The organism is Bradyrhizobium sp. BRP56 (genome assembly GCF_020194035.1).
GTDB classification, from domain to species: domain Bacteria; phylum Pseudomonadota; class Alphaproteobacteria; order Rhizobiales; family Xanthobacteraceae; genus Bradyrhizobium; species Bradyrhizobium australafricanum.
The window spans coordinates 76,798-100,148 of the sequence record NZ_JADYVV010000003.1 but is presented as its reverse complement, the minus strand read 5'-3'; the positions used below and the strand labels follow the sequence as shown (position 1 = coordinate 100,148).

The window sequence follows — 23,351 nt, the reverse complement described above, 5'->3', positions numbered from 1 at the left end:
CATGCAAAGCACCGGCGGCGGCCGGTGTTCGACCAAGCAGCTTGACACGTCGGGCAACTCAGGGATATTCTTCTAATATTCCGAAATTGCGCAGGCGTCCGCTCTTCCCAAGGCGGTCGCATATGGCATTTGCGGGCTTCTGCAACTGACGCGTCGCAGGCGGGAGAGGGAACGCGTCTCGTTCGCGGCCGCAGCCTTGCGTGCATGATGCTCCATCGATAGTCCGCTGCGGGACGGGCTCACCTCTGCGAGTTCGTCCATCCAGCCCAATTCAGGAACGCTCAACTATGCTCACCGTCTATGGCGAAGGTCGTGGCTTCCGTGTTGTCTGGCTGCTCGAGGAGTTGGGATTGGCTTATCGGCTGCGCCCGGTCGATCTGTTCGCAGTCGAGAATGATCGCGATTTCCTCGCCATCAACCCTGCCGGCTTCATTCCCGTACTGCAGGACGGCGAGACGATCATGGTCGAATCGATCGCGATTCTTGAGTACCTGCTCGCCCGCCACGGCTCAGGTTCGCTTGCCGTCGCCTCTGACGATCCCGCCTTCGCTTCCTATCTGCAATTTCTCCATCTGGGCGAGGCCGGGCTCGCCGGGCCGATGAACGCCGTCATTGTCGGTCGCCAACTGGCGCCCGAAGCCGAGCGAGATGCCCGGGTTACCTGCTGGGCATTCGAGACCTTCGAGAGCCGGCTGGGGTTGGTTATCCGCCGTCTCGCGGATTGCCCCTATCTCGCCGGCGACCGATTCACTGCTGCCGATATCTCGGTGAGCTACGCCCTCCTGCTCGGCATGCGAACCGGCAACTACGTCCCCGGTCCTACCGAGCGGGACTATCTCGCCCGCACGACCGCACGCCCTGCCTACGTCCGAGCGATGGAAAGCTGCCAGGCCACCAAGGCTTGGGCGGCGAGATCACCGGGATTGTAGTGCTCGCTTCAATCCGGATGTGGCTCCGCGCTTACAGGTCTACTGCCCGCGCCGTGTACTCATAAGCGGCTGGCGCCTGATGTCCGCTTAACCCCACAGCGGCGGAAAGTGGTCATCTTACGAGATCGCCGAAGGGCCAGAAGCAGAAGTGCCGCCTACTTCCCTCGATACCGAAGAGCTTCAACCAGCAGCGAGAATGCCGGTGAAGGTTGACGACGGCTAGGGTAGTACAGGTGGTATCCGGAAAATGGAGGACACCAATCCGACAGTACCCGAACGAGCCGTCCGTCGGAGATGTAGGGCTGCACGTTACGCTCCATCAGGTATGCGAGGCCAAAGCCGTTCAACGCCGCTTGCAAGAGCGGTCCTGCGCCGTTGAAGACGAGCTGGCCGTCGACCCGCACGTTGAGCGCACGGCCGTCCTTCTCGAATTCCCAAGCGTAGAGCCCGCCATGGGTCGGCAGGCGCAGGTTCAGGCAGTTGTGGCTGGTCAGATCCTGGGGCGTGCGCGGCCTCTTTCGGCTGGCAAAATATGACGGAGCGCCCACGACCGCCGACCGCAAATCCGGTCCGACTCGAACGGCAATCATGTCCTTGGCGACGAGTTCGCCAGGTCGGATGCCGGCGTCGTATCGCTCCGCGACGATGTTCGCCAGGCCGTAGTCGACAATGACTTCGACACTGATGTCCGGGTAATTCGGCAGGATCTTCGCCAGGGCGGGCAGCAGGATCGCTTCGGCGGCGTGTTCGGTCGCCGTGATCCGGATGTTGCCGGCCGGTTTCTCCCGCAACTCGCCAAGGGCCGACAGCTCGGCGTCCATTTCCTCAAATTTCGGCCCGATGCTTCGGAGCAGGCGCTCTCCCGCCGGAGTCGGCGCAACGCTTCGCGTGGTGCGGTTGAGCAGCCTCACCCCGAGCCGTTCCTCCAGGCCGCGGACGGTCTGGCTGAGAGCGGATTGCGAAATGCCGAGCTTGGCTCCCGCGCCGGTGAAGCTGCGTTCCCTCGCGACCGCCAGAAATGCGAGGAGGTCGCCTGCGTTCTCGCGGTTCATTCATAACCTCCAATAATGATTCCAATCAGATTCTATCACCTAATCTTTAACGTTCGAAAGATCTAGGTTCAGCCTGGTCGGCGCGACGCGCGGCGGCAGGGAGCGCCATTCGATGGCACTCGTCACGAGAGCGGGCGTGCCCGGTGTCTGGCCGAGGAGCATTCGAGGCGGAGGCACTGAAACCGGCATGACAACCGAACGGATCGAATGATCCTGCAAGATGAAATGAGGAGCTGAATGAACCCCGTCTATGACTTCAAAGGACAGGTGGCCCTGGTCACCGGTGCCGCCAAGGGCATGGGACTGGCAACGGCGCGGATGTTCGCCGAGAGCGGCGCCTCCGTCGTGCTGGCCGACCTTGACGGCGATCTCGCCGCGAAGGAGGCGGAGAGGATCGTCCGAGACGGCGGCACCGCAATCGGCTTGGCATGCGACGTCGCCGAAGAGGCGCAGGTGGCGGCGATGGTCGATCGCGCGGTCGCAGATTACGGACGGCTCGACATGGCGTTCAACAACGCCGGCATCCAAGTGCCGCCATCGGACGCCGCCGAGGAGCCGATCGAGCATTTCGAGCGCGTCACCGCGGTAAACCAGCGGGGCGTCTGGGCCTGCATGAAGCATGAGCTGCGCGTGATGCGCGATCAGGGGAGCGGTGCGATCGTCAATTGCTCTTCTTTGGGCGGTCTCGTCGGCCTTCCGCAACGGGCAGCCTATCACGGCACCAAACATGCCGTGCTCGGAATGACCAAGAGCGCGGGTGTCGAATATGCCCCGCGCGGCATCCGCATCAACGCGGTCTGCCCCGGCACAATCGACACGCCGATGGTCGCCGACATGCTCAAAGGCCAGGCCGACGCGATGGCCGAAATCATGAAGCTGCAGCCAATCGGCCGCCTTGGCCGGGCCGAGGAGGTCGCGGCAGCCGTATTGTGGCTATGCAGTCCGGCCGCGAGTTTTGTCATCGGCGTCGGGCTGCCGGTCGACGGCGGCTTCACCGCGCACTGAGGACCATACCGCGAGGTATGCCGATCTTAGGCATTTTGCGCGGATTCAGCCGGGCGGGGTCACGTTCAACAAGAAGGAGTTTCTGATGAGAGCCCTCGCGACGGTCGCCATTGCGCTTTGCCTGGTGGCACAGGCCTCTGCCCAGACGGCGGCGACCAGGATGGAAGGAGCCAAGGTCATGCCTACGTCAGAAGACATTCGCGCTGTCGCGCCCGTCCTCGAAAAATATGCCAAAGGCGTCGTGCTCGGCGATCTCTGGAAGCGCCCGGGACTGTCGGCGCGCGACAGGAGCATCGTTACCGTCGCCGCTCTGATCGCGCGCGATCAGACGGTCGAACTGCCGTACTATCTCAATGTCGCGCTCGACAGCGGCGTGAAGCCCGCTGAGATATCGGAGATCATCACGCATCTTGCATTCTATACCGGCTGGGCCAACGCCATTGACGCCGTTCCGGCAACAAAGGACGTGTTCAAGAGCCGCAATATCGGAGCCGATCAACTGCCGTCGGCTTCCGGACCACAACTTCCGCTGGACGAGGCGGCGGAGTCGCAGCGGGCCACGCGCGTCGGGCAGCAATTCGGACAGATCACGCCCAGCCTCGTGCAGTACACGACCGATGTGCTGTTCCGAGACCTCTGGCTGAGGCCGGGACTCGCGCCGCGGGACAGGAGCCTGGTCACCGTCAGCGCCTTGGTCGCGACCGGCCAGGTCGCCCAGGTCACCTATCATTTGAACCGGGCGATGGACAACGGGTTGACAAGGGAGGAGGCCGGAGAGGTCGTCGGCCATCTCGCTTTCTATGCGGGTTGGCCCAACGCGTTCTCGGCCGCAGCGGTGGTCAAGGAAGTCATCGAGAAAAGGCCCCGCTCGCAATGACGTATTCACGTCGACAAGTCGTCGTCGCCACCGCAGCGTTTGCTGCATTCGCCGCGACGAGCGCCACCGCGGAAACCTCGAACGTGCAGCGAAGGAGTTCGGATATGGATATCGACATCAAACGAAACGGCTCACGTCCCGCCGCCCAGGGGTCTGCGGACTGGTTCACCGGATCGGTCCGCATCGACCCTCTGTTCCAAGCTCCGGATCCCGCACGCGTCGGCGCCGGCCAAGTCACGTTCGAGCCCGGCGCCCGGACCGCCTGGCACACGCATCCGCTCGGGCAAACGCTGATCATCACGGCGGGGCTCGGCTGGGTGCAGCGCGAGGGCGGGCCCGTCGAGGAGGTCCGTCCAGGCGACGTCGTGTGGTTTCCGCCCGGGCTGAAGCACTGGCACGGCGCTTCGACTACCACCGCAATGACGCATATCGCCATCCAGGAATCAGTGAATGGCAAGAACGTGGATTGGATGGAGAAGGTTTCCGATGAGCAGTATCGAAGGTGAGTTGAGGGCTCAGCGCAAAGACGAAATGATCGACGCCTCCGCCGATGTGACGCGGACGTCCTCGCGTCGCTCCCGAAGGCACACTGCGGACGGACTCTGAGAGGATGCGAAGCTTTGTCCTCACCCACCGTTGTCGTCGCCGGGCCGGGCGATGACACCGCGGGTGTGACATCTTGAATTGCGACTCATCCTCACCGTCGTCCCTGCGAAAGCAGGGACCGGGCGATCCAGTACGCGGCAGCCTCTCGGCTCAACAATCGGCGTCTCAGGAATACCGGATCACCCGCATGCGCGGGTGATGACACTGAGCAAGCTGAGTAAGCCAATTCCGTCACTCTGAGCAGCGCCGCCTATTCGACGAGATCCAGCATTTTGAAAGGTCAGCAATGGTAGAGAGCTTCGAAGGAAAGGTTGCGCTTGTTACCGGCGCCGCTGGTGGCATTGGTCTGGCGACAGCTAGGGCGTTTGGCGTTGCAGGCGCGTCCGTGGTCGTTGCAGACAGCAATACATCGTTGCTCGAAACTGCCGCTGCTGAACTGCGATCCGCGGGTCATGACGTCCTTGCCATCGGCTGCGATGTAACGGATCGGGGCCAGGTGAACGCAATGATCGAGCAGGCGATCGAGACTTACGGGAAGCTCGATGCAGCTTTCAACAATGCGGGCATAAACTGCGATGCTGCGCCATTGGTTGAAACGGAAGATGCCGAGTTTGACAACATCATCGATGTCAATCTGCGCGGTGTGTGGAACTGCATGAAGGCGGAGCTTCGCCACATGACCGCACAAGGAAGCGGCGCAATCGTCAACTGCTCGTCGATCGGCGGGATGAGGGGCTCCAAAGGGCGCGCCGCCTATTCCGCCAGCAAATTCGGGGTGATAGGTCTCACCCGCGCCTCCGCACTCGATTATGCCGGGAAGGGCATTCGTATCAACGCAGTATGCCCGGGCATTATCGGCAATACGCCGATGGCGAAGCGGGTAACAAAGAACAACGATCCAGAGATCGTCAAGGCGTTCGTAGCAGCCGAACCAATCGGACGCCTCGGCGAACCTGAAGAAATCGCTGCCGCTGTTCTATGGTTATGCGGCTCGGCGGCAAGCTTTGTGGTCGGCCATGCCTTGGTGGTCGATGGAGGTATTTTGGCTTAACCAGCGGGTGAATGACGTCGCGCCGGCAGAGCGGCGTCAATCCGGGACGCCGGCTGCCTTCAGCGTCTCACGGTAGATCGCGGACATCGCTTCCACCGGGAAGGGGATCCGCGACAGGAAGCCGGAGATCGTGAACTCCGGGTCGACCTTGAGCAATTCGCGCGCGATCTGGGCCGCGCGCGCGTTGTCGCCGGTCTTCACCAGCGCCACGATCAAGACGCGCAGCGCCACCGCGAAGCGGCGGTTCTGCGCCAGCGCCTTGTCGGCCCACATCACTGCTTCGGCAAAATTCCGGTCGAGCACTGCGCAGATCGCCAGCGCCGCGGCGGCGAACCAGCCGCGCGGGTCGCGCGGGTTCAGCCGTTGCGCGCGCTCGATCATGGCGCGGCCGGCTTTCTGATTGCCGCGCATCGCCTCGATCCAGCCGCCGAGCACGAGCGCCATCGCCGAGTTCGGATTGATCGCAAGCGAACGCTCGAACAGGTCGCGCGCGGGCTCGATCTCGTCGGCCATGTTCCAGATCGCGAACGCCGCCATCCACAACACCTGCGGGTCACCGGGCGCCAGCTCGACCGCGCGCCAGGCCTGCGCGATCGCGCGTTCGTGGTAGGCATCGTTCGGCTTCACCCAGCCCTGGACATGGCGCATCGCATGACAATAGGCGGAGGCCGCCAGCGCGGGCGCGTAGGCGGGGTCGAGCGCCAGCGCCTGGTCGAGGCAATCGAGTGCCGCTTCCATGCTCTCGGGCGTGAACTTGTAACGCAGGCTGTAGGCGCGCAGCAGCAGGTCGTAGGCGTCGAGCCTGTCGGGCGGCGCTGCCCGCAGCCGCTCGGCTTCCGCGACGAGCAGGGTCGGCTCAATCGCGCCGACCACGTTCTCGGTGATGCGGTCCTGCAGGTCGAACACGTCGGCGGCCGCGCCGTCGAAGCGGTCGGCCCACAGATGCGCGCCGGAGACGGCGTCGATCAGCTGCCCGGTGATCCGCAACCGATCGCCGCCGCGGCGGACGCTGCCTTCGAGCACATAGCCGACGCCGAGATCGCGCCCGACCTGGCGGATGTCGACCGCCTTGCCCTTGTAGGTGAAGGCGGAGTTGCGCGCGATCACCGTAAGCCGGCTGCAACGTGCGAGCGCGGTGGTAATATCCTCGGCGATGCCGTCGGCGAAATAATCCTGTTCGGGATCGCCGCTCATATTGGTGAAGGGCAGCACCGCGATCGACGGGCCCTCGCTCGGCCGCGGCGGGCTGGCATTGTCTGCAACCGGACGATCGTGCGCGGTGTCCTCCCTGACATCGCCGACAAAGCGGAGACCCTTGCGGGGCAGAGTGCGGATCAGCCGCTGCTCCTCGCCATTGTCGCCGATCGCCGTCCGCGCCGCATTGACCCGGCTGCTCAGCGTCGCTTCCGAGACGATCCGGCCGTGCCAGACGGCGGCCAGCACCTCGTCGCGGCTGACCACCCGATCGCGGGCGCGGATCAGGAATTCGAGGAGGTCGAAGACCTGCGGCTCGACGGCCACCAGAGCATCGCCACGGCGCAGTTCCCGGCGTTCGGAATCGAGGGTGAAGTCATTGAAGTAGTAGGTCAAATTGGAAGGTCCGGTGGCCGGCAGCTGAATGCGTGGCGGAACCTAGCACAGGCGGCGTGGAGCCAAAATCACGACGGTCTGAAGGACAAATCCACGTCCTCTGAAAGCGGACGGGGGCGGTCTCTGCAATATTCAATTCCGACACCAAACTTAAGGAGATCGCCATGTCGCAGTCCATCAATCAGCAGCGCCGCCGCTTCCTTGGCATCGCCGGCGGGATCCTTGCCGCCTCCAGGCTCGGCTTCATCGGTTCGGCTCAGGCCCAGTCCAAACCGGCGCTGCCTGCGATAAAGGCTGGCGCCCACACCTCGATCGGTCCCGTCAAGCAGATCAATGCCGGCGTGCTTGATACAGGTTATGTCGAGATGGGTCCTGCGTCCGGTCCCGCGGTGATCCTGTTGCACGGCTGGCCCTACGACATCCACAGCTATGCCGACGTCGCGCCGGCGCTGGCCGAGGCCGGCTACCGCGTGATCGTGCCGCATCTGCGCGGCTATGGCACGACGCGCTTCCTCTCCAGCGACACCATGCGCAGCGGCCAGCCGGTCGCGGTCTCAGCCGACATCATCGCGCTGATGGACGCGTTGAAGATCGAGAAGGCCGTGCTCGGCGGCTATGATTGGGGCGCGCGCACCGCCAACATCATGGCGGTGCTCTGGCCCGAGCGCTGCAAGGCCATGGTGTCGGTGAGCGGCTATTTGATCGGCAGCCAGGCGGCCGGCAAGATGCCGCTGCCGCCGAAGGCCGAGCTGCAATGGTGGTACCAGTTCTATTTCGCGACCGAGCGCGGCCGCGAGGGCTATGCCAAGAACCGGCACGATTTCAACAAGCTGATCTGGCAGCTGGCGTCGCCGCAGTGGAAGTTCGACGACGCCACCTACGACCGCAGCGCGGCGGCCTTCGAGAATCCTGATCACGTCGATATCGTGATCCACAATTACCGCTGGCGGCTTGGTCTCGCCGAGGGCGAGGCGAAGTACGACGCGTTCGAGAAGACGCTCGCCCAGGCGCCTGTCATCGCGATCCCGACCATCACGATGGAGGGCGATGCCAACGGCGCGCCGCATCCCGAGCCCGCGGCCTATGCCAAGAAATTCTCCGGCCACTATGAGCATCGGCTCCTGACCGGCGGTATCGGCCACAATCTGCCGCAGGAAGCGCCGCAGGCCTTCGTCCAGGCCATCATCGACGTCAGCAAGGTCTGAGACGGAGCGGATCGCGGATCATGAGACAGGTTGTGAAATGGGCAGCTGCCGCGATCGCGGCAGCCTGCATCAGCGCGTCATTGCCGTTCGCCGTTGGGCACGCCGACGATGCGGCACTGTCATCGCCGATCTTCGGCGTGAAAATTCCGGGCGGCTATCGCGACTGGAAGCTGATCGCGGTCGGCGAGGAGACCGGGCTCGACGAGCTTCGTAGCGTGCTCGGCAACGCGACCGCCGTGAAGGCCTATCAGGACGGCGCCGCGCGTTTCCCCGACGGCACCGTGCTGGTCAAGCTGGCCTGGAAGCGCAAGCCGGTTGCGGGCCTCGACGGCGCCTTCATCACGGGGCCCGCGACCACGGTGCAGGTCATGGTCAAGGACTCCGCGAAGTATGCATCGACCGGCGGTTGGGGGTTTGGCCGTTTCATCGACGGCAAGCCGGTCGATGCCGCCCAGCACGAGACCTGTTTCGCCTGCCACGAGGCGCACGCCAGCGATCACGATTTCGCCTTTACCCATTACGCGCATTGAACGCCGGCAAACATCGGTGTGGAGACCTGACGGCTCCGATCTGGCGCCGGGATTGCCGTGAGGCTAATTTCCCCGCCGCAATCGCATGCGGGGAACGGCTTTGACCATCACCATCTACGGCATCAAGAACTGCGACACCATGAAGAAGGCGCGGGCCTGGCTCGACGATCACGGCGTCGCCTACGACTTCCACGACTACAAGACCGCCGGGATCGCCAAGGACAAGCTCAAGCAGTGGAGCGACGAGGTCGGCTGGGAGACGCTGCTCAACCGCGCCGGCACGACCTTCAAGAAGCTGCCCGATGCCGACAAGGAAGGGTTGAACGAGCGCAAGGCGCTGGCGCTGATGGCCGAGCAGCCCTCGATGATCAAGCGGCCGGTGCTCGATCTCGGGGGCAAGCGCGTCGTCGGGTTCAAGCCGGATATCTATGCCAAGGAAGTGCCGGCGAAGGTGCGCAAGAAGGGGTGAGGCGCTTCCAGTGATGGGGTGAGCGCTTCGCGAGAAGTGACGAGTCTAGATCAGCTCGACTGATTCATGGCTCGCCGGACCATCTGTGGGCACGAACCTGCGGTCGATCACGGCCCGCTCCGTGACCACCGGGGCCGACTTCGCCGCCACGCCCATCAGATTGTGCAGCCGGAAGCCGCCGTCGATGCTGATCGCCTTGTAGGAGCCGATGATGTGCTCGACGCTGTCGCCGCGTCCGAACGGCAGCAGCAGCCGCTCATAGGACACGTCCTTGCCGTCGGCGTCCGTGACCTCCGCAACCGTATAGGTCGGACGCTTGCGCGCGAGGCAAGCACGATAGGACAGGATGACCCCCGCGTAGCGCTCGGGTCCGATCGCATCGTCAAGATAGCGGTTGGTGCGCAGCCGCGGATCGACGTGCTCGTTGCCATAGGCGGTCGTCAGCCGCGCGCCTTCCTGCGTGATCAGGAAGCGGGCGGCGTCGCCGCTGCCCTCGACGTCAAAGCTCATCATGTCGGCGCGCTCGTCGGCGGTGCCCTCGGTGTGGAAGTCGCACAGCAGGGGAAGCGCGTCCGGCATACGCAGCGCGCGCAGCCAGGCGTTCAGCAGCACCCGCTGCGTGATCGATTTGACCACCGATGGATCGGCGCTTCGGAATTGCATCGGCTAGCCGAACTCAGGCACATCCCCGGACGGGATGCGGCCAGGGACAAGTTCATCGATCTGCGGGATGGTTTGGCTGCGGGCATAAAGTCGCAGCCACGTGCCGAGGAAATCACGTTGCGGGATCGATTTGACGACTGAAGGATTGGCGCGCTCGAAATGCAAGGCTCTAGCCGTTCATCATGCAATGGCCGGAGCTTCGGCGAGAGGCGCAAATATTCTATGAAAGTGGGAGTCCGGAGCAAAACACCGTTAACGACCGCTTTCCCGAGGCGCAAAGCGCACCGAAATGCCATTCGACTAAGGATCAACCGGAACCGGTCACGCGGATGCCGCAGTGCACAGCTTTCCACCTTGCGTAACCGCCGCAGATGACGGCATATTCCGGCCCGGAGGCGACGGGCCCCGGACGGTTTCCAAGACGTATCGGACGCCTGTCGGACACGAAAAAAGCTGGCCACGCGGGCGAGGGGCTTCGCAGCGATGGCGTATGGGGGAATCTATTTGGCCGATGAGTTCATCCTCGAAACCAGCGGATTGACCAAGGAATTCGCGGGTTTCTTCGCCGTTCGCGACGTCGCGTTGAAAGTGCGTCGGGGCAGTATCCATGCATTGATCGGGCCGAACGGCGCCGGCAAGACGACCTGTTTCAATCTGCTGACCAAATTCCTGAAGCCGTCGGCAGGCCAGATTCGCTACAAGGGCCACGACATCACCGCGATGCCGCCGGCCGACGTTGCGCGGCTCGGGCTGGTCCGTTCGTTTCAGATTTCGGCGGTATTTCCGCATCTGACCGCGCTCGAGAACGTTCGCGTGGCGCTGCAACGGCAGCACGGTTCGTCGTTCGATTTCTGGCGCTCGAAAAGCGTGCTCGACCGCTTCAATCCGCGCGCCCACGAGCTCCTGAACGACGTCGGCTTGAGCGAATTCGCCAACACGCCGGCGGTCGAGATGCCGTACGGCCGCAAGCGCGCACTTGAAATTGCAACGACGCTCGCGCTCGACCCCGAGATGATGCTGCTCGACGAGCCGATGGCCGGCATGGGCCACGAGGACATCGACAAGATCGCGGCGCTGATCAAGCGGATCTCCGCGAAATACACCATCCTGATGGTCGAACATAACCTCTCGGTGGTGGCCAACCTCTCCGACATCATCACCGTGCTGACGCGCGGGCAGGTGCTTGCGGAGGGCAACTACGCCGACCTCTCCAAGGACGAGCGCGTGAAGGAAGCCTATCTGGGAGCGGGTCATGGCTGAGGCAAAACTGGCGGAGAAGCCCGTCGCTGCGGCCGGCGCCGACGTGCTGACGGTCAAGGATCTGCAGGCCTGGTACGGCGAATCCCACATCCTTCACGGCATCAATTTCAACGTGAAGGCCGGCGAGGTGGTGACGCTGCTCGGCCGCAACGGCGCCGGCAAGACCACGACGTTGAAGTCGGTGATGGGCGTGATCGGCAAGCGCTCCGGCTCGATCCGCTTCGACAATCAGGAAATCATCCGCGCTACCTCGGACAAAATCGCGCGGCTCGGCATCGCATTCTGTCCCGAGGAGCGCGGCATTTTCGCCAGCCTCGACGTGCGCGAGAACCTGCTGCTGCCGCCGGTGGTGCGGCCGGGCGGCCTGCCGCTCGACCAGATCTTCACGCTGTTTCCCAACCTGAAGGAGCGCCTCACCAGCCAGGGCACCAAGCTCTCGGGCGGCGAGCAGCAGATGCTGGCGATCGCGCGCATCCTGCGCACCGGCGCGCGCTTCCTGATGCTGGACGAGCCGACCGAAGGGTTGGCGCCGGTCATCATCCAGCAGATCGGGCACACCATTGCGCGCCTGAAGTCGCAGGGATTCACCATCCTGTTGGTCGAGCAGAATTTCCGTTTCGCCTCGACCGTTGCGGACCGCTACTACATTGTCGAGCACGGCAAGGTGATCGACGGCTTCGCGAATTCCGAGCTGTCGGCCAACATGGACAAGCTCCATACCTATCTCGGCGTCTGATATCGCCAGAACCAGAAAATTTAGGACGAGGGAATACGACATGAAGAACAAGATTTCGGCGCTCTTGCTCGGCACCGCGATGGTGCTGTCCGCCGCAAGCGTCGCCTCCGCCCAGGAGAAGCTCGACAAGACGGTCAAGATCGGCGCGCTGTCGGATCAGTCCGGCCTCTACGCGGATCTCGCCGGCCCCGGCTCGACGCTGGCGGCGCAGATGGCGATCGAGGACTCCGGCCTCAAGGCCAAGGGCTGGACCATCGACCTGATCTCCGGCGATCACCAGAACAAGCCCGATATCGGCACCACCATCGCCCGCCAGTGGTTCGACGTCGACAAGGTCGACACCATCGTCGACGTGCCGAATTCCGGCGTCGCGCTCGCGGTCAACAACGTCGTGAAGGAAAAGAACGGCGTCTACATCAATTCGGGCGCCGCCACTTCGGATCTCACCAACGCGCAGTGCTCGCCGAATACCGTGCACTGGACCTACGACACCTACATGCTCGCCCATGCCACCGGCCAGGCGCTGGTGAAGGCGGGCGGGGACACCTGGTTCTTCCTCACCGCGGATTACGCGTTCGGCGCCGCGCTCGAGCGCGACACCACGTCCGTCGTCACCGCCAATGGCGGCAAGGTGGTCGGCGGCGTCAAGCATCCGCTCAACACCGCCGACTTCTCCTCCTTCCTGCTGCAGGCGCAGGCCTCCAAGGCCAAGATCATTGGTCTCGCCAATGCCGGCGGCGACACCACCAACTCGATCAAGCAGGCGGCCGAGTTCGGCATCGTCAAGGGTGGCCAGAAGCTCGCGGCGCTGCTGCTGTTCCTCACCGACGTCAAGGCGATCGGGCTCGAGACCGCGCAGGGCCTCAACTTCACTGAGACGTTCTACTGGGACCTCAACGACAAGACCCGTGCCTTCTCCAAGCGCTTCTCGGAGCGGATGAAGAACAGCGCGCCCCCGACCATGGTGCAGGCCGGCGTCTATGCGGGTCTCATGCATTACTTCAAGGCGCTGGAAGCGCTCGGCGGCAATCCGCATGACGGCGCCAAGGTGGTCGCGAAGATGAAGACGATCCCGACCGACGATCCGCTGTTCGGCAAGGGCGAGGTCGAGGCCAACGGCCGCGTCACCCACGACGCCTATCTGTTCGAAGTGAAGAAGCCCTCGGAGTCCAAGGGACCGTGGGACTTCTACAAGCTGGTCGGCACCGTGCCGGGCAACCAGGCCTTCACGCCGCTCGACAAGAGCGCCTGCGCGCTTCTGAAGAAGTGACGATCATGCCCGCCGGCCATGCGCGTGGCCGGCGGGCTTCATCTATCTAGCGAAAGCTCATTCGATGCAGGCTCTCTACGCACAGCTTCTGGTGGGACTGATCAACGGCTCGTTCTACGCGCTGCTCAGTCTGGGGCTCGCCGTCATCTTCGGCATGCTCAACATCATCAATTTCGCGCATGGCGCGCTCTACATGATGGGCGCCTTCGTGGCGTATTTCCTGCTCAACCTGGGCGGCATCAATTACTGGTGGGCGCTGATCATCGCACCCGTCGTGGTCGGCATCTTCGGCATGATCCTCGAGCGGACCATGCTGCAATGGCTGACCGGCCTCGATCATCTCTACGGACTGCTGCTGACCTTCGGCATCGCGCTGATCGTGCAGGGCGTGTTCCAGAACTATTTCGGCTCCTCGGGCCTGCCTTACTCGATCCCGGATCAGCTCAAGGGCGGCGTCAATCTCGGCTTCATGTTCCTGCCGATCTATCGCGGCTGGGTCGTCATCTTCTCGCTCGTGGTGTGCCTTGCCACCTGGTTCCTGATCGAGAAGACGCAGCTCGGCGCCTACCTGCGCGCCGCGACCGAGAACCCGACGCTGGTGCGCGCGTTCGGCATCAACGTTCCGCGCATGATCACGCTGACCTACGGGCTCGGCGTGGGTCTTGCCGCACTCGCCGGCGTGCTGTCGGCGCCGATCAACCAGGTCCGCCCGCTGATGGGCGCCGATCTCATCATCGTGGTGTTCGCGGTGGTCGTGATCGGCGGCATGGGCTCGATCATGGGCTCGATCATCACCGGCTTCGCGCTCGGCGTGATCGAGGGACTGACCAAGTATTTTTATCCCGAGGCCTCCAACACCGTGGTGTTTGTCCTGATGGTGGTGGTGTTGCTGGTGAAGCCAACGGGACTGACGGGACGGGCGGCTTGATATGTCAGCATTGACCGACGATACACTTCCGATCACGCCGCGCGCGATGCGCGACGAGATGATCGTATTCGCCGCGATGGCGCTGCTGCTGGCGATCGTGCCGTGGACGGGGATCTATCCGTTCTTCGTCATGCAGGCGCTGTGCTTCGCGCTGCTCGCCTGCGCCTTCAACCTCCTGATCGGCTATGGCGGCCTGCTGTCGTTCGGCCACGCGATGTTCCTCGGCACCGCCGGCTACGTCTCGGCCCACGCGCTGAAGGTGTGGGGGCTGACGCCGGAGCTCGGCATCCTGGTCGGCACCGCGGCCGCGGCCTTGCTCGGCCTGGTCACCGGCTACATCTCGATCAAGCGGCAGGGCATCTATTTCTCGATGATCACGCTGGCGCTGTCGCAGCTGCTTTACTTCCTCTATTTGCAGGCGCCGTTCACCCATGGTGAAGACGGCATCCAGGGCATTCCGCAAGGCCACCTGCTCGGCATCTTCGATCTCTCGAAGCCGCTGGTGCTTTACTATGTCGTGCTGGTCGGCTTCCTCGCCGGCTTCCTGCTGATCTACCGCACCATCAACTCGCCGTTCGGCGAGGTGCTGAAGTCGATCCGCGAGAACGAGCCGCGGGCGATCTCGCTCGGCTACAAGACCGACCAGTACAAGCTGCTCGCCTTCATCCTGTCGGGCACGCTGGCGGGCTTTGCCGGCTCGCTGAAGGTGTTCGTGGCGCAGAATGCCTCGCTCACCGACGTGCACTGGTCGATGTCCGGTGAAATCGTGCTGATGACGCTGGTCGGCGGTCTCGGCACCATCTTCGGCCCGGTGGTCGGCGCCTTCGTGATCATCGCCATGCAGCAATATCTCGCCGGTTTCGGCCAGTGGGTGACGGTGATCCAGGGGGTGATCTTCGTGGCCTGCGTGCTGCTGTTCCGGCGCGGCCTGGTCGGTGAGCTGGCCCATTTGTTGCGGCGGTCGCTGTAGGGTAGGTCTCGGCGATTTTCGGCCGACTTTAGTGGTGGACGACCGCCCGTGTGGGCGGTCGTTTCAGGTTTTTTCCCCGCCAGATGCTCTATGACAGTTCTGTGACAGTCGCTAAAAGGGCTGTCCCGGAATGATGGAACTGAGACATGCTGCGCTGGTTTCGCGCCTTCCTGCCCAAGGAAGAGCGGTTTTTCGACCTGTTCGCCCGACACGCCCAGACCTCCGTGCAATGCGCATTGGCGTTGCAGGACATGCTGAAGGGCGGGGAGGAGACTCCGGTCTTTTGCCAGCGCGTCAATCAGTTCGAGAACGACGCCGATAGCGTCACCCGCGAGGTCCTGACCGCGGTTCGCCGCACCTTCATCACCCCGTTCGATCGTGGCGATATCAAGAACCTGATCACCTCGATGGACGACGCGGTCGACCAGATGCAGGCGACCGCAAAGGCGGTCATGCTGTTCGAGGTGCGCGAGTTCGAGCCGCCGATGCGCGAGATGGGCGGCCTGATCGTCGAATGCGCCAATCTGGTCGGCCGCGCGCTGCCCCTGTTGCAGTCGATCGGCCACAACGTCTCGATGCTGACCCAGATCACCGAGGAACTGACCAAGCTCGAGGGCCGGGTCGACGATCTCCAGGATATCGGGCTCAAGGAGCTGTTCCTGAAGCACCGCGACGCCAACACGATGGACTACATCGTCGGCGCGGAGATCTACGACCATCTCGAGAAAGTTGCCGATCGTTTCGACGACGTCGCCAACGAGATCAACTCGATCGTGATCGAGCAAGTCTGAGCATGATCCGGAAAAGTGTGATGCGGTTTTCCCTGCGACAAACGCGAAGCGTTTGCGCGGCGATCATGCTCAACAAAGCACAATAGAGCGGGGCATCACATGGACGCCACGCTGGGTCTTCCAATTCTGACCATCCTGATCGCGGTCGCGCTGCTGTTCGATTTCCTGAACGGCCTGCACGATGCCGCGAACTCGATCGCGACCATCGTCTCGACCCGCGTGCTGCGGCCGCAGTATGCGGTGTTCTGGGCGGCGTTCTTCAACTTCGTCGCGTTCCTGGTGTTCGGCCTGCACGTTGCCAACACGATCGGCACCGGGATCATCGAGCCGTCGGTGGTGGATGCGACCGTGATCTTCGCAGCATTGGTCGGCGCGATCGTCTGGAACGTGATCACCTGGGCGCTGGGCATTCCGTCGTCGAGCTCGCACGCGCTGATCGGCGGCCTGGTCGGCGCCGGCATGGCGAAGGCGGGCATTTCGGCGGCGGTGTGGAGCGGGCTCTCCAAGACCTTGCTCGCGATCGTGCTGTCGCCGCTGGTCGGCTTCCTGCTGGCGCTGGTGCTGGTCGCGATCGTGTCCTGGCTCTCGGTGCGCTCGACGCCGTTCGCGGTCGATCGCGCATTCCGCATCCTGCAATTCGCCTCGGCGTCGCTCTATTCGCTCGGCCATGGCGGCAACGACGCGCAAAAGACCATGGGCATCATCGCCGTGCTGCTCTATTCGCAGGGCCATCTCGGCGACACCTTCGAAATTCCGTTCTGGGTGGTGCTGGCCTGCCAGGGCGCGATGGCGCTGGGTACCCTGATGGGCGGCTGGCGGATCGTCCGCACCATGGGGCTGCGGATCACCAAGCTGACGCCGATGCAGGGTTTCTGCGCCGAAACCGGCGGCGCCGTGACGCTGTTCATGGCGACCTATCTCGGGGTTCCCGTATCGACCACGCACACCATCACGGGCGCCATCGTCGGCGTCGGCGCCGCACGGCGGCTTTCCGCCGTGCGCTGGAATGTGGCGAGCTCGATCGTCTACGCCTGGGTGATCACGATCCCGGCGTCGGCCGCGGTCGCAGCCGCGAGCTATTGGGCGGTGCAGATTCTGAAGTAGCGTTTTCGAGCGAAGTGGAAGCCGGTTCGCGTCAAGAAAACGCGTCTCGAAGGAGCAATCAGCCGACCAGCTTCAGCCCGACGATGCCGGCAACGATCAGTCCGATGCTGGCAAGCCGCATCGCGGTCGCGGGTTCACCGAGCAGGATGATGCCGAGCGCCGCGGTGCCGACCGCGCCGATCCCGGTCCAGACCGCATAGGCGGTTCCAATCGGCAGCGTCTTCAGCGCGAGGCCGAGCAGGATCACGCTGCCGGCCATCGCCGCCAGCGTCAGCACCGACGGCACCAGCCGCGAGAAACCTTCGGTATATTTCAGCCCGATCGCCCAGCCGATCTCGAGCAGGCCAGCGGTGAACAGAATGGTCCAAGCCATCACGAACCCTCCAGATAAGGCAGGGTCGTCCCCGCGAATGGTATGGTGAGGAGAAGGTCGTCCTTCCGGTGCCCTATTTGGGGATGGTGCGGCCGTTCCGCATTGCGACAAAACGCCCTTGATTGCGCCCGTTTTCCCTGCCAAATGCCCCGCCATGTCCGACATTTCAGTTTCAGCCGAATCGCCGTCCCGCTCGCCGCTTTCTGAGGAAGTGGCGCGACGGCGCACCTTTGCGATCATCTCGCACCCGGATGCCGGCAAGACCACGCTGACGGAAAAGCTGCTGCTGTTCGGCGGCGCCATCAACCTTGCGGGCCAGGTCAAGGCCAAGGGCGAGCGGCGCAACACGCGCTCGGACTGGATGAAGATCGAGCGCGAGCGCGGCATCTCGGTCGTCACCTCGGTGATGACCTTCGAGTTCAACGACCTCGTGTTCAACCTCTTGGACACGCCGGGCCACGAGGACTTTTCGGAAGATACCTATCGCACGCTGACCGCGGTCGACTCCGCCGTCATGGTGATCGACGCCGCGAAAGGCATCGAGGCGCGCACGCGAAAGCTGTTCGAGGTGTGCCGGCTGCGTGACATCCCGATCATCACCTTCATTAACAAGATGGACCGCGAGAGCCGCGACACGTTCGAGCTTCTGGACGAAATCGAGAAGACGCTGGCGCTCGACACGACGCCGATGACCTGGCCGGTCGGCCGTGGCCGCGACTTCCTCGGCACCTATGACGTCATCAATGGCGGCGTGCGGCTGCTCGAGGGCGGCGGCGCCAAGACCGGCGCCACCGAGCAGATCGACATCGCCGATCTGGGCAAGCGCAATCCCAATCTCGACGTCGCCGAGGTCAAGGACGAGCTCGCGCTGGCCTCGGAAGCCTGCAAGCCGTTCGAGCTCGCGGCGTTCCGCGAGGGCCACCTGACGCCGGTCTATTTCGGCAGCGCGCTGCGCAATTTCGGCGTCGGCGATTTGCTCGAAGGCCTCGGCAAGTTCGCGCCGGCGCCGCGCGCGCAGGACTCGGATTTGCGCAAGGTCGAGGCATCGGAGCCGCGCATGAGCGCATTCGTGTTCAAGATCCAGGCCAACATGGATCCGAACCACCGTGACCGCATCGCCTTCGCCCGGCTGTGCTCGGGCAAGCTCAGCCGCGGCATGAAGGCCAAGCTGGTACGCACCGGCAAAAACATGAGCCTGTCGAGCCCTCAGTTCTTTTTCGCGCAGGACCGCTCGGTCGCCGACGAGGCCTTTGCCGGTGACGTCGTCGGCATTCCCAACCACGGCACGCTCAGGATCGGCGACACCCTCACTGAGGGCGAGGATCTGACCTTCGTCGGCGTGCCGAGCTTCGCGCCGGAAATCGTCCGCCGCGTCCGGCTGACCGACGCGATGAAGGCGAAGAAGCTGAAGGAAGCCTTGCAGCAGATGTCGGAGGAGGGCGTCGTGCAGGTGTTCCGCCCGCGCGACGGCGCGCCCGCGCTGGTCGGCGTGGTCGGCCCGCTGCAGCTCGATGTGCTGAAGGCGCGGCTCGATGCGGAATATTCGCTGCCGGTCGAGTTCGAGATCTCCGAGTTCTCGCTGGCGCGCTGGATCTCGTCCGACGACCGCAAGCAGCTTGACGCCTTCATCTCCGCCAACAACTCCGGCATCGCCGACGACGTCGACGGCGATCCCGTGTTCATGGCCAAGAACGAGTTCTATCTTGGCTACACCCGCGAGCGCGCCGAGGGCATCACCTTCTCCAACGTCAAGGACGTGAAGAAGAAGTCGTAGTGGCGCTCGCTCCGGTGTCGTCCCCCGGGAAGGCGGGGGACCCGGTACGCCGCGGCTTCTCCGTTACTCGCTACGGTTCTCAGCGGGGAGGTGACTGCCGAAAAAGTCGATCAGGCTCTGCGGCGCGTTAGCGCCGTAGCACAACTCGAGGAGCTCCTCCGCATCAGCCGCTTCGGACGCGCTGCGGGGAAACAGGTCCTCTTCATAGGCGGCGAGCGCGGCCTCGACGTCACCTGGGTTGGCAGCGATCGCAGCGCCGAGTTCGGCACCGTCGTACATTGCGAGATTGGCGCCTTCGCCCGATGGAACCATCAGATGCGCGGCATCGCCGAGCAGCGTGACGCCGGGCACGCGGTCCCATTGATGTGCGACCGGAAGCGCATGGATGAGGCGCAGCACCGGCGCCGTCTCGCCATCGGTGATCAGCGCGGTCAGCGCCCGGGCCCAGCCATCGAATTCCTCGGCGACGCGGGCGAGGGCGCTCGCAGGGTTGGAGAAGTCGAGGTTGGCAAACCATTCCTCACGCTTGGTCAGCGCCACATAGGTGTGCAGCACGCCGTTCGGCTCACGATGCGCGGCGATGCCCTTTCCCGGCGCCAGCGCGAACATGGCGCCGCCGCCAACCGCTTCCGCGCTCGCTCGGTGACGGACATCGGCGTCGAACAGATATGTCTCGATGAACGAAGTGCCGACATAGGTCGGCTTGTCTGCGGAGAGAAGCGATCGCACGCGCGACCAGGCACCGTCGGCCCCGACCAGAAGGTCGGTCGTCACCGTCGTGCCGTCGGCAAAGCTCAATACATGCCGCCCGCCGCCGAGCGGAGAGGCCGCTATGACCTTGTGTCCCCACCGCACCGTGCCTTCGGGCAACGAATTGAGCAGGATCCGGCGCAGCTCGCCCCGCGGCACCTCGGGCCGCCCGCCGGTGCCGTCGTCCGGATGATGCAGCAGGACATTGCCTTGGGTATCGAGCGCGCGGGTTTCCTGGCCGCCCGGGTGGATCAACTCGCGGAACTCCTCAAACAGGCCCGCGGCCTTCAGCGCGCGTTGGCCGTTGTGCTCATGGATATCGAGCATGCCGCCCTGCGTTCGTGCCTCTGCGGAGGCTTCCGCTTCGTAGACGATCGCTGCGATCCCGTGGACGTGGAGGACGCGGGCAAGCGTCAGGCCGCCGAGGCCGGCACCGACGATCGTGACGGGAGATTTCATACGGAGTCCTTCCGGGCTGAGAGTTATGGAACGTCGTTCCAATACTTGGAATGCCGTTCCAGACGTGTCAAGGTGCGGCATGGTCAAGAAGGCGCGCAGCAGCCAGCGACGCGAGGACTCGCTCTCGCGGGATCGCATCATCGAGGCTTCGATCGAACTCCTGGACGAAAGCGGCGAGGACGGTCTGACGTTCCGCGCCCTGTCCGAACGGCTCGCGACCGGTCCCGGCGCGATCTACTGGCATATCGCCAACAAGAGTGATCTGCTGGTCGCCGCCTGCGATGCCATTGTCGCGCGCATGGTCGATGAGCACGTGGTCAGCGGATCGCCGAAGGCCACCATTCGCGCCCTTGCGCTCGGCATGTTCGACGCAATGGAGGCGCATGCGTGGGTCGGGACAGCGCTGATCCGTGCTGCCGGGCAGTTGCCGACCGTGCGCGTTCTGGAATGCATCGGCCAGCAGGTTCGCGCGCTTGGCGTGGCTGCCGACACGCAGTGGACGATCGTCTCGGTCCTGCTGAACTACATCCTTGGCGTCGGTGGCCAGAACGCAGCGAACGCGCAGTTCGCGCGGACGCATGGCCTGGACCGATCGAGCTTCCTGGATGCGGTGGCGACCGACTGGTCCGCGCTCGACGCAAGCGACTACCCGTTTGCACGCAGCGTGGCCGACGCGATGCGGGACCACGACGACCGTGTCGACTATCTCGCCGGCATCGATCTCATCCTCGCCGGTATCAAGGGGACACGAACCGGCCGAACCTAGGTTTTAGTATGACAAGCGCGAGGAATTGAACGCCGCCCCGCTTGATGCGGTCCGGCCGCGGACCCATTTTCTCCGGAGTGCAATCCGGGTCCGCCTGCATGCTCCGACGCGTCGCCATCTGCCTCGCTTTTGCCGTGCCGGCCTTTGCGCTCGCGAGCGCGGCCTCTGCGCAGCAGCGGCAACAAACCAACCCGGCGCCCTTCGCACACACGCCTTGCAGCGTGCTCGACGAAGGGCCTTGCATCCCGTCCTATTGCAGCGTGTTCAACCACGGGCCATGCCTGCCCGAGATGGATTATCCGTACGGCGAAAATCTCCAGCTCACGATCCTGACCGTGCCACCGCAGGATCAGGCCGAGAAGTACCGCAAGCCGGATCATGATCTCAATACCATCGGCGATCTGTTCGCCGCGCTGCGCGCCTGCTGGGCGCCGCCACCGCCGGACGACGCGCGCGCGGGCATGCAGATGTCGGTGCGTTTCAGCTTCAAACGATCGGGCGAGATGATCGGCGCGCCGCGCCTGACGTTTTCGACGCGGGGCATCCCGGCCGACACCCGCACCACCTACCTCAATGCGATCAACGCCTCGCTGGATGCCTGCCTGCCCCTGAAATTCACCGGCGGATTGGGCGGCGCGCTGGCCGGCCGGCCGATCATGATCCGCTATGTCGACAACCGGGAGCTGGCCAAATCGGCCAACAAGCCGTGAAGCTGACGCATTGCCACCCGCCCGGCGAAGGTGATACGCGAAGGCATTGATCGATCAGAGGAGGAACATCGTGGGACTGCTCGTCATGATCCTGGGTCTCGTGCTGTTCCTCGGCGTCCATGTGCTGTCCAGCCTGCGCGAGATGCGCGCCGGCCTGATCAAGGCGATGGGCGAGGGCGGCTACAAGATCGCCTATTCGCTCGCCTCCGCGGCCGGGCTCGTGCTGATCATCTGGGGCTTTGCGCATTATCGCGCGACCGGATGGATCGACGTCTGGACGCCGCCGACCGCGTTCAAGCACATCGCGGTGGCGCTGATGCTGCCCGCCGTCATCCTCGTCGTCGCCTCCTATATCCGCGGCCGCATCTACACCACGCTGAAGCATCCGATGCTCGCCGGCGTGAAGCTGTGGGCGTTCGCGCATCTGCTCGCCAATGGCGACCTCGGCTCGATCATCCTGTTCGGCTCGTTTCTCGGCTGGGCGGTCTATGACCGCATCTCGCTGAAGCGCCGTGCGGATGCCGGCGCGCCGCCGATTCCGGTGGGCGGCCCAACCAACGACCTGATCGCGATCGCGGTCGGTGTCATCGTCTATCTGGCGCTGGCGTTTGCGTTCCACCCGGTCGTGATCGGCGTGCCTGTTATGGGAGCCTGACTATGTCTGTTCAATCCGCCATCAAGCGCAAGACCGCGCCCGATCTGCGCGCCCGCAAGAACGGCGAGCCGATCGTGATGCTGACGTCCTATCATGCGCACACCGCGGCGCTGGTCGACCGTCATTGCGACGCCATCCTGGTCGGCGATTCCCTCGGCAACGTCATGCACGGCTTCGAGACCACCGTGCCGGTGACGCTCGACATGATGATCCTGCAGGGCCGCGCGGTGATGCGCGGCTCGCAAGCTGCGCTCGTGGTCGTCGACATGCCGTTCGGCTCCTATGAGGGTTCGAAGGAGCAGGCGTTTCAGTCCGCGGTGCGGATCATGAAGGAGACACTGTGCGGCGCGGTCAAGCTCGAGGGCGGCGCGCGGATGGCGGAGACGGTGGCGTTCCTGTCCGAGCGCGGCATTCCGGTGATGGGCCATATCGGTCTGACGCCGCAGTCGATCAACACGCTCGGCTCGTTCCGCGCGCAGGGCCGCGAGGAGGAGACCTGGGCACCGATTGAAAACGACGCCAGGGCGATCGCGGAAGCCGGCGCGTTCTCGATCGTGGTCGAGGCGGTCGCCGAGCCGCTGGCGCGCAAGATCACGCAATCGATCGCGGTGCCGACCATCGGCATCGGCGCCAGCGCGGCCTGCGACGGCCAGGTGCTGGTGCTGGAGGACATGCTCGGCCTGTCGCCGCGGGCGCCGAAATTCGTGCGCCGCTACGGCAATCTCGGTCCAATGATCGAGGAGGCGATCGCGGGCTATGCGCGCGACGTGAAGAGCCGCGCCTTCCCAGGGCCGGAGCACGTCTACGGCATGAAGAAGAGCTGACGGG

26 protein-coding genes are annotated in these 23,351 nt (G+C 64.1%); 20 read left to right on the top strand and 6 right to left on the bottom strand.

The features are described from left to right. Nucleotides 1-287: 287 nt before the first annotated feature. Nucleotides 288-929, top strand: a complete 642-nt coding sequence (locus tag I6F38_RS03875; protein ID WP_225159116.1) for a glutathione S-transferase family protein — start codon at nucleotides 288-290, stop codon at nucleotides 927-929. Nucleotides 930-1,084: 155 nt separating this feature from the next. Here I6F38_RS03875 and I6F38_RS03870 read toward each other — a convergent pair whose 3' ends face one another. Next, the gene (locus I6F38_RS03870; protein ID WP_225159115.1) at nucleotides 1,085-1,981 is read right to left on the bottom strand and encodes a LysR family transcriptional regulator; all 897 of its coding nucleotides are present in this window, start codon (nucleotides 1,979-1,981) and stop codon (nucleotides 1,085-1,087) included. A gap of 237 nt (nucleotides 1,982-2,218) precedes the next feature. Between I6F38_RS03870 and I6F38_RS03865 the strand changes: the two genes are divergently transcribed. The 4 genes from I6F38_RS03865 to I6F38_RS03850 all read left to right on the top strand — a co-directional run bounded on the left by I6F38_RS03865 (nucleotide 2,219) and on the right by I6F38_RS03850 (nucleotide 5,520). Next, nucleotides 2,219-2,986, top strand: coding sequence for an SDR family oxidoreductase (locus I6F38_RS03865; protein WP_225159114.1), 768 nt, complete (start codon nucleotides 2,219-2,221; stop codon nucleotides 2,984-2,986). An 82-nt stretch (nucleotides 2,987-3,068) separates the two neighbouring features. Then, nucleotides 3,069-3,863, top strand: coding sequence for a carboxymuconolactone decarboxylase family protein (locus tag I6F38_RS03860; RefSeq protein ID WP_346657087.1), 795 nt, complete (start codon nucleotides 3,069-3,071; stop codon nucleotides 3,861-3,863). 110 nt (nucleotides 3,864-3,973) lie between these two features. Beyond that, nucleotides 3,974-4,369, top strand: coding sequence for a cupin domain-containing protein (locus I6F38_RS03855; protein WP_225159202.1), 396 nt, complete (start codon nucleotides 3,974-3,976; stop codon nucleotides 4,367-4,369). 386 nt (nucleotides 4,370-4,755) lie between these two features. Next, a complete protein-coding gene (locus I6F38_RS03850; protein ID WP_225159113.1) occupies nucleotides 4,756-5,520 on the top strand; it encodes a glucose 1-dehydrogenase in 765 nt (254 codons plus the stop codon). Nucleotides 5,521-5,556: 36 nt separating this feature from the next. Here I6F38_RS03850 and I6F38_RS03845 read toward each other — a convergent pair whose 3' ends face one another. After that, nucleotides 5,557-7,110, bottom strand: a complete 1,554-nt coding sequence (locus I6F38_RS03845) for a winged helix-turn-helix domain-containing tetratricopeptide repeat protein (RefSeq protein ID WP_225159112.1) — start codon at nucleotides 7,108-7,110, stop codon at nucleotides 5,557-5,559. Between the two features lie 164 nt (nucleotides 7,111-7,274). Here I6F38_RS03845 and I6F38_RS03840 point away from each other — a divergent pair, with 164 nt between their 5' ends. The 3 genes from I6F38_RS03840 (at nucleotide 7,275) to I6F38_RS03830 (ending at nucleotide 9,314) form a co-directional block, all read left to right on the top strand. Continuing rightward, nucleotides 7,275-8,315: an alpha/beta hydrolase gene (locus I6F38_RS03840; RefSeq protein ID WP_225159111.1), complete on the top strand. Its 1,041-nt coding sequence runs from the start codon at nucleotides 7,275-7,277 to the stop codon at nucleotides 8,313-8,315. Between the two features lie 20 nt (nucleotides 8,316-8,335). Further along, nucleotides 8,336-8,845: a cytochrome P460 family protein gene (locus I6F38_RS03835; protein WP_225159110.1), complete on the top strand. Its 510-nt coding sequence runs from the start codon at nucleotides 8,336-8,338 to the stop codon at nucleotides 8,843-8,845. A gap of 100 nt (nucleotides 8,846-8,945) precedes the next feature. Further along, nucleotides 8,946-9,314: an ArsC family reductase gene (locus I6F38_RS03830; protein ID WP_141713431.1), complete on the top strand. Its 369-nt coding sequence runs from the start codon at nucleotides 8,946-8,948 to the stop codon at nucleotides 9,312-9,314. Nucleotides 9,315-9,359: 45 nt separating this feature from the next. Here I6F38_RS03830 and I6F38_RS03825 read toward each other — a convergent pair whose 3' ends face one another. Together I6F38_RS03825 and I6F38_RS03820 are read right to left on the bottom strand one after the other, a co-directional pair. Then, nucleotides 9,360-9,977: a hypothetical protein gene (locus tag I6F38_RS03825; protein WP_225159109.1), complete on the bottom strand. Its 618-nt coding sequence runs from the start codon at nucleotides 9,975-9,977 to the stop codon at nucleotides 9,360-9,362. Between the two features lie 3 nt (nucleotides 9,978-9,980). Then, nucleotides 9,981-10,142: a hypothetical protein gene (locus I6F38_RS03820; protein ID WP_225159108.1), complete on the bottom strand. Its 162-nt coding sequence runs from the start codon at nucleotides 10,140-10,142 to the stop codon at nucleotides 9,981-9,983. Between the two features lie 339 nt (nucleotides 10,143-10,481). On the opposite strand from I6F38_RS03820, the gene I6F38_RS03815 reads away from it, so the two are divergent. The 7 genes from I6F38_RS03815 to I6F38_RS03785 all read left to right on the top strand — a co-directional run bounded on the left by I6F38_RS03815 (nucleotide 10,482) and on the right by I6F38_RS03785 (nucleotide 17,036). After that, nucleotides 10,482-11,237 (top strand): ABC transporter ATP-binding protein, encoded by a 756-nt coding sequence (locus tag I6F38_RS03815; RefSeq protein WP_016839877.1) that lies wholly within the window; start codon nucleotides 10,482-10,484, stop codon nucleotides 11,235-11,237. Continuing rightward, the gene (locus I6F38_RS03810) at nucleotides 11,230-11,973 is read left to right on the top strand and encodes an ABC transporter ATP-binding protein (protein WP_016839878.1); all 744 of its coding nucleotides are present in this window, start codon (nucleotides 11,230-11,232) and stop codon (nucleotides 11,971-11,973) included. The genes I6F38_RS03815 and I6F38_RS03810 overlap by 8 nt, the downstream gene beginning before the upstream one ends. Before the next feature lie 40 nt (nucleotides 11,974-12,013). After that, a complete protein-coding gene (locus I6F38_RS03805) occupies nucleotides 12,014-13,243 on the top strand; it encodes an ABC transporter substrate-binding protein (protein WP_057019844.1) in 1,230 nt (409 codons plus the stop codon). 64 nt (nucleotides 13,244-13,307) lie between these two features. Next, nucleotides 13,308-14,171 (top strand): branched-chain amino acid ABC transporter permease, encoded by an 864-nt coding sequence (locus tag I6F38_RS03800; protein ID WP_016839880.1) that lies wholly within the window; start codon nucleotides 13,308-13,310, stop codon nucleotides 14,169-14,171. Nucleotide 14,172: 1 nt separating this feature from the next. Beyond that, on the top strand, nucleotides 14,173-15,141 hold the full coding sequence (locus I6F38_RS03795) for a branched-chain amino acid ABC transporter permease (protein ID WP_057019845.1): 969 nt from the start codon (nucleotides 14,173-14,175) through the stop codon (nucleotides 15,139-15,141). A 146-nt stretch (nucleotides 15,142-15,287) separates the two neighbouring features. Next, nucleotides 15,288-15,932, top strand: coding sequence for a DUF47 domain-containing protein (locus I6F38_RS03790; protein WP_092088306.1), 645 nt, complete (start codon nucleotides 15,288-15,290; stop codon nucleotides 15,930-15,932). 99 nt (nucleotides 15,933-16,031) lie between these two features. Next, nucleotides 16,032-17,036 (top strand): inorganic phosphate transporter, encoded by a 1,005-nt coding sequence (locus tag I6F38_RS03785; protein ID WP_092088304.1) that lies wholly within the window; start codon nucleotides 16,032-16,034, stop codon nucleotides 17,034-17,036. Between the two features lie 58 nt (nucleotides 17,037-17,094). Here I6F38_RS03785 and sugE read toward each other — a convergent pair whose 3' ends face one another. Then, complete coding sequence (sugE, locus tag I6F38_RS03780) at nucleotides 17,095-17,409, bottom strand: quaternary ammonium compound efflux SMR transporter SugE (RefSeq protein ID WP_016839884.1); 315 nt, start codon at nucleotides 17,407-17,409, stop codon at nucleotides 17,095-17,097. Nucleotides 17,410-17,563: 154 nt separating this feature from the next. Here sugE and I6F38_RS03775 point away from each other — a divergent pair, with 154 nt between their 5' ends. Continuing rightward, nucleotides 17,564-19,183 carry a peptide chain release factor 3 gene (locus I6F38_RS03775; protein ID WP_225159107.1) on the top strand — a complete coding sequence of 540 codons (1,620 nt, stop codon included), beginning with the start codon at nucleotides 17,564-17,566 and terminating at the stop codon, nucleotides 19,181-19,183. A gap of 63 nt (nucleotides 19,184-19,246) precedes the next feature. Here I6F38_RS03775 and I6F38_RS03770 read toward each other — a convergent pair whose 3' ends face one another. Beyond that, the gene (locus I6F38_RS03770) at nucleotides 19,247-20,392 is read right to left on the bottom strand and encodes an NAD(P)/FAD-dependent oxidoreductase (RefSeq protein ID WP_092088298.1); all 1,146 of its coding nucleotides are present in this window, start codon (nucleotides 20,390-20,392) and stop codon (nucleotides 19,247-19,249) included. 79 nt (nucleotides 20,393-20,471) lie between these two features. Here I6F38_RS03770 and I6F38_RS03765 point away from each other — a divergent pair, with 79 nt between their 5' ends. From I6F38_RS03765 to panB, 4 genes are all read left to right on the top strand, one after another. Next, nucleotides 20,472-21,158 carry a TetR/AcrR family transcriptional regulator gene (locus I6F38_RS03765; protein ID WP_225159106.1) on the top strand — a complete coding sequence of 229 codons (687 nt, stop codon included), beginning with the start codon at nucleotides 20,472-20,474 and terminating at the stop codon, nucleotides 21,156-21,158. A gap of 98 nt (nucleotides 21,159-21,256) precedes the next feature. Then, nucleotides 21,257-21,868 (top strand): hypothetical protein, encoded by a 612-nt coding sequence (locus I6F38_RS03760; protein WP_225159105.1) that lies wholly within the window; start codon nucleotides 21,257-21,259, stop codon nucleotides 21,866-21,868. A 70-nt stretch (nucleotides 21,869-21,938) separates the two neighbouring features. Further along, complete coding sequence (locus tag I6F38_RS03755; protein WP_225159104.1) at nucleotides 21,939-22,523, top strand: NnrU family protein; 585 nt, start codon at nucleotides 21,939-21,941, stop codon at nucleotides 22,521-22,523. Nucleotides 22,524-22,525: 2 nt separating this feature from the next. Further along, a complete protein-coding gene (gene panB / locus I6F38_RS03750) occupies nucleotides 22,526-23,347 on the top strand; it encodes a 3-methyl-2-oxobutanoate hydroxymethyltransferase (RefSeq protein ID WP_016839889.1) in 822 nt (273 codons plus the stop codon). Nucleotides 23,348-23,351 lie beyond the last annotated feature (4 nt).